Origin of the sequence: Nocardiopsis sp. TNDT3, assembly GCF_003427465.1 — a bacterium.
GTDB classification, from domain to species: Bacteria; Actinomycetota; Actinomycetes; order Streptosporangiales; family Streptosporangiaceae; genus Nocardiopsis; species Nocardiopsis dassonvillei.
This window is the reverse complement of sequence record NZ_QPFC01001060.1, coordinates 1-4,970: the sequence shown is the minus strand read 5'-3', so window position 1 is coordinate 4,970 and position 4,970 is coordinate 1. Positions and strand designations below refer to the sequence as shown.

General features: G+C 70.2%; 5 protein-coding genes. All 5 read right to left on the bottom strand.

Annotated elements, in window-relative coordinates:
- Positions 1 to 127 precede the first annotated feature (127 nt).
- On the bottom strand, positions 128 to 1,510 hold the full coding sequence (locus DQW06_RS23820; protein WP_117199349.1) for a permease prefix domain 1-containing protein: 1,383 nt from the start codon (positions 1,508 to 1,510) through the stop codon (positions 128 to 130).
- Positions 1,510 to 1,884, bottom strand: a complete 375-nt coding sequence (locus DQW06_RS23815) for a PadR family transcriptional regulator (protein WP_013151794.1) — start codon at positions 1,882 to 1,884, stop codon at positions 1,510 to 1,512. The genes DQW06_RS23820 and DQW06_RS23815 overlap by 1 nt, the downstream gene beginning before the upstream one ends.
- 273 nt (positions 1,885 to 2,157) lie before the next feature.
- Positions 2,158 to 2,718: a pyridoxamine 5'-phosphate oxidase family protein gene (locus DQW06_RS23810; RefSeq protein WP_117199348.1), complete on the bottom strand. Its 561-nt coding sequence runs from the start codon at positions 2,716 to 2,718 to the stop codon at positions 2,158 to 2,160.
- 126 nt (positions 2,719 to 2,844) lie between these two features.
- Entirely contained in the window at positions 2,845 to 4,233 is a 1,389-nt protein-coding gene (locus DQW06_RS23805; protein ID WP_013151792.1) for a glycine--tRNA ligase, read from the bottom strand.
- Between the two features lie 244 nt (positions 4,234 to 4,477).
- Complete coding sequence (locus DQW06_RS23800; RefSeq protein WP_026337919.1) at positions 4,478 to 4,774, bottom strand: antibiotic biosynthesis monooxygenase; 297 nt, start codon at positions 4,772 to 4,774, stop codon at positions 4,478 to 4,480.
- Positions 4,775 to 4,970 lie beyond the last annotated feature (196 nt).

The window sequence follows — 4,970 nt, the reverse complement described above, 5'->3', positions numbered from 1 at the left end:
GCCCACACCACGGGCTGAAAGACCGGGCACCGCGTCTCCCGGTCCATTGACCGCAGGCCGCGCGCCCCCGTGTGCCGGGTCCCTCGGGGAGGGGCCCGGCACACGGGGGGCGTGACCGCCACCCGGATCAGGCGAAACCGAACACCGGCGGGAACACCAGCACGACCAGCCCCGCCCAGACCGCGTAGACCGGCAGGTAGGCCGTCTGCCACCGTTCGATCGCTGCGAACGGGCGGGTGCCCCGTACGAAACCCGCCATCAGCCACGCCGACCACGCCAGGTGCACCAGCAGCACGAGGTTGAGACCGAGCGCGGCGGTCTTGTTGGCGGTGAACCCGAACTCGGCGATACGGGTCAGCATCGCCGTCAGCGCGACGGCGTCCACCGCGAGCGCCGCCCCGACCAGCGCGAGCTGGAGCCAGTCGAACACACCCGGCGGGGACAGCGGGGCGCGGGCGGAGACCGAGTACAGCAGCAGGAACAGGACCAGCACCAGAACGGCGTCCATGATGATGAGCAGTTCGCGGTCCACCGTGGTCAGCGGACCGTTCACCAGGAGCGCCACCAGGTCCGCGAGCAGCATCAGGACCGCCAGCGGCGTGAAGACCCGGGTCAGGACGGGCGCGATGTTCTCCACCACGCTCTTCTTGGCCTCCACCAGCCACGCGGCCACCAGGAGCGCGCCGGGCACGCCGAACGGCAGCAGCCAGTCCTCCATGAACGGTTCCAGGTCCACCTCCACCAGGGAGAGCACCCCGAAGGTGAGGCCGACCAGGACCGCGGACCCCAGCACGATCAGCGCCAGGTACATCACCAGCTCGCCCACGAAGCGCACGAAGTCCATGCGCCGGTCGTGGGACCGCCACTGCCCGCCCGTGTGCAGGACGCCCACGAGCAGCCACAGCAGGACCGGGGCGTGCGTGAACGCGAGCACGGCGGTCATGCCGGGGCCCGGGAACGGCCCGGGGGCCGTCTCGAACGGGTAGAGGTTCACGGCCAGGGCCGGTACCGCCGCGACGGCGGCCAGCGCCGCGCACACGCGCCAGGTGACCCGCCGTTTCCAGGCGAACCACCCCGCCAGGAACGGGAGCACCACGAAGGCGACGTTGCGCAACTGCGCGAACTCGTCGTCGACCGCCGTGAACAGGAGCTTGACCGCGAGCCCCGCGCCGAGCGCGAAGGCGATCACCACGCCGAGTTCGCGCCAGCGCGCGAGGCCGCCCGCCCCGTCCTCGGCCTCGGGGACCAGGACCAGCTGCTTCCAGAGCCGGTGGGAGTGCTCGCGCGCGAACTCCCGCGACACCTCGTCCAGGTTGCCCATGCGCCTGACCGCGACGAGGAAGGCCTCCTCGTCGTCCAGGCCGCTCGCCCCCAGATCGGCGATCTGTTCGCGCAGGTGGTCCTCCATCTCCTCGACGTCGGAGGGGGAGATGGCCCGGCGGCGGCGCACGAAGCCGCGCCACTGGTCGATCTGCTCCTCCAGGACGTCACCGCGTGTGTTCCCGCTCATCAGGCGATCCCCCCCGCCGCGGCGTCCCCGAGGACCGGTGGGCGCGACGCGGCCTGCCACACCTGCTGGAGGGCGTCGGCGACGACGTCCCACTGCTTCTGCCGCTCGGCCAGCGTCTCCAACCCGGCCTCCGTGATGGCGTAGTGCTTGCGGCGGCGCCCCGTCTCGGACGCGCCCCAGGACGCCCGGACGTAGCCGTTGCGTTCGAGGCGGTGCAGCAGGGGGTAGAGCATGCCGTCCGTCCACTGCATCCGGCCGTCGGAGAGCTCCTTGACGCGTTTGACGATGGCGTATCCGTAGGACTCGCCCTCGGCCAGGATGCCCAGGACGAGCGGTGTGGCCGACGCCGCGACCAGGTCCTTGTCGATGTGCACGCGCACTTCCTATACCTAGTTCCGCTAGGGTTATTTACCCTAGCAGAGCTAGGCATAGTAGAGCGAGGTATCGAGTTGGATCTCCGCCGGTGTCACGATTCGCTCACACGACAGGACAAGACACACCAAACGACCGCGTAACGCGCACCCCCTACCGCTAGGTTGAGAACCGGTTCCCGCGGTCGTGTGCGGCCGGGGGGCCGAAGAGGCGGCCGGAATCCAATCCCCCCGGGTCCGGCCGTCTCGCCGTGCCCTCAGCCCCGAGCCCACCCCTCAGGCGGTCGGCGGAAGGCCCGGCAGTCCGTCGACGCTGGCGGAGTTGCGGGTGAGCCGATGGTCGTCGAAGTAGGCGGGATCGCGGCGTTCGTGGTAGCGGTCCAGCAGGTCCCGGTCGCCGCGCAGGTCCATCAGCGGCACGGAGAACCCGCAGGAGTCGGAGATACGCCGGACGTCGACCACGATGACCGCGCGCTGGCCCAGGGTGCGTTCCTTGGGGAAGTGGGCACGCAGCTCATCGAACCCCGGTTCCTCGGGGAGCACGGCCCGGCCGGTGCCGTGGAGGCGGACGATGTTCGGCGGCCCGTCGAAGGCGCAGAACATCAGCACGATCCGGCCGTTCTCTCGCAGGTGGGCGATGGTCTCGACACCGGAACCGGTGTAGTCGAAGTAGGCCACCCGGTGCTCGCCGAGCACAGCGAACGTCCCGCTCATCCCCTTGGGTGAGACGTTGACGTGGCCGTCCCCGGCGAGCGGTGCGGTCCCCACGAAGAAGACCGGTTGGGCGAGGAGGAAGCGCGCGAGCCGGTCACCGATGGAGTCGTGGATCTTTCCCATGGCACCGAGCTTTCCACCCGACCGGTTCCGCGCTCCGGACAGCCCCCGCCGGAGGGTCCGGGCTCCGCGAAAGCACGAGGGCCGCCCGCCCCGGTCGGGGACGGACGGCCCTCGCCGCGCCGATGGCTAGCAGCCGGGCAGGCGCTCGAACAGGTAGGTCTCCACACGGTCCAGGGACACGCGCTCCTGGGACATGGTGTCGCGCTCGCGCACGGTCACCGCGTCGTCCTCCAGGGTGTCGAAGTCCACCGTCACGCAGAACGGGGTGCCGATCTCGTCCTGGCGGCGGTAGCGGCGGCCGATCGCCCCGGCGTCGTCGAACTCCACGTTCCAGCGCTTGCGCAGCCTGGCGGCCAGGTCGCGGGCCTTGGGCGAGAGGTCGGCGTTGCGCGACAGCGGCAGCACCGCGGCCTTGACCGGGGCCAGGCGCGGGTCCAGGCGCATAACGGCGCGCTTCTCCAGCTTGCCCTTGGCGTTGGGCGCCTCGTCCACGTTGTAGGCGTCCAGCATGAACGTGAGCACCGCCCGGTCGACACCGGCCGCGGGCTCGATGACGTAGGGGATGTAGCGCTCGTTGCTCTCCTGGTCGAAGTAGGACAGGTCCACGCCCGAGGCCTCGGAGTGCGTCCGCAGGTCGTAGTCGGTGCGGTTGGCGATGCCCTCCAGCTCCCCCCACTCGGAGCCCTGGAAGTTGAAGCGGTACTCGATGTCGACGGTGCGCTTGGAGTAGTGGGACAGCTTCTCCTGCGGGTGCTCGTACAGGCGCAGGTTGTCCTTGGCGATGCCCAGGTCGACGTACCACTGGTGGCGGATGTCGATCCAGTGCTGGTGCCACTCCTCGTCGCTGCCGGGCTTGACGAAGAACTCCATCTCCATCTGCTCGAACTCGCGGGTCCGGAAGATGAAGTTGCCCGGGGTGATCTCGTTGCGGAACGACTTGCCGATCTGGCCGATGCCGAAGGGAACCTTGCGGCGGGCGCTCTGCTCGACGTTCTTGTAGTTGATGAAGATGCCCTGGGCGGTCTCCGGGCGCAGGTAGGCCAGGCCCTTCTCGTCCTGGACCGGGCCCAGGTAGGTGCGCAGCAGGCCGTTGAACATGCGCGGCTCGGTGAAGGAGTCCTTGGCGCCGCAGTTGGGGCAGGCGATGGCGGCCAGGCCCTCGGCGGGCTCGTGGCCGTGCTTCTCCTCGTAGGCCTCGACGAGGTGGTCCGCCCGGAAGCGCTTGTGGCAGGACTGGCACTCGGTGAGCGGGTCGACGAAGGCCGTCACGTGGCCGGAGGCCTCCCAGACCTCGCGGGCCAGGATGACGCTGGAGTCCAGGCCGACGATGTCGTCGCGCTCCTGCACCATGGAGCGCCACCACTGGCGCTTGACGTTGTTCTTGAGCTCGACGCCGAGGGGGCCGTAGTCCCAGGCGGCTCGCAGACCCCCGTAGATCTCGCTGGAGGGGTAGACCAGACCTCGGCGCTTGGCGAGGTTGACCAGTGCGTCCATTGCCTCTGACTTGGCGGCCATGGGGAACTCTCCATCCGGCTGGGTGTCGGTGGATCGCGTGCGCGATACATCGGTTGGTGTGGAAATGCGGCGCCGCCGAAACCAGGGAGCGGCAACAGCGACGACCGCGTCCACCCAGGCTAGAGCAACCAGGGGTGCCCGCACGCACGTTTCGAGGGTGCGGCAACCCTCTTCAGGGGTGCGGAAACCATCCCTGGAGGTGCGGGAACCGTACCCAAGCGTGCGGAAGCCGCCCGGACGGGTCTCAGGTCGGGGCCCCACCCCCGGTCACGATCTCGAACGCGGTGGGTTCGTCGATGGCGCGCGAGAGCAGCGGCACGGCGTTGACCTTGACGTCGAAGTCGGACAGGGCCCTGCGGTAGAAGCCGGCGCCGTCCCACTCGGTGACCACGGTCCACAGGCAGGGGTCGTCCGCGGCGCGGCCCACCCGGTGGCCTCGGAAGCCGGGGCGGCGGGAGAGCACCTCGATCGCGGTGGCGGCGTCGGTCTGGAAGGCCGCGGTGTCGGCCTCGGGCACGGAGTAGCGGGTGATGACGATCACGGTCCCATTGTGGCCCACCCGGGAGGCCCCCGGACGGTTGTCCACAGGCGCGGATCCCGCTCCGGGCGGCCCTCGTCCCGGGGGCGCGCGGCCCCCGGGACACGGGCCCCGGATCACTCCCGGCCGAAGACCCGGTCCACGACGCGGGCCGCGGCCCGGCCGTCGTCGAGCGGGCAGAACCGCTCCACGAACGAGC

Coding starts and splice junctions, on each gene's coding strand:
- DQW06_RS23805 (WP_013151792.1), bottom strand. CDS start 4,233: ATGGCCGCCAAGTCAGAGGCAATGGACGCACTGGTCAACCTCGCCAAG.
- DQW06_RS23810 (WP_117199348.1), bottom strand. CDS start 2,718: ATGGGAAAGATCCACGACTCCATCGGTGACCGGCTCGCGCGCTTCCTC.
- DQW06_RS23820 (WP_117199349.1), bottom strand. CDS start 1,510: ATGAGCGGGAACACACGCGGTGACGTCCTGGAGGAGCAGATCGACCAG.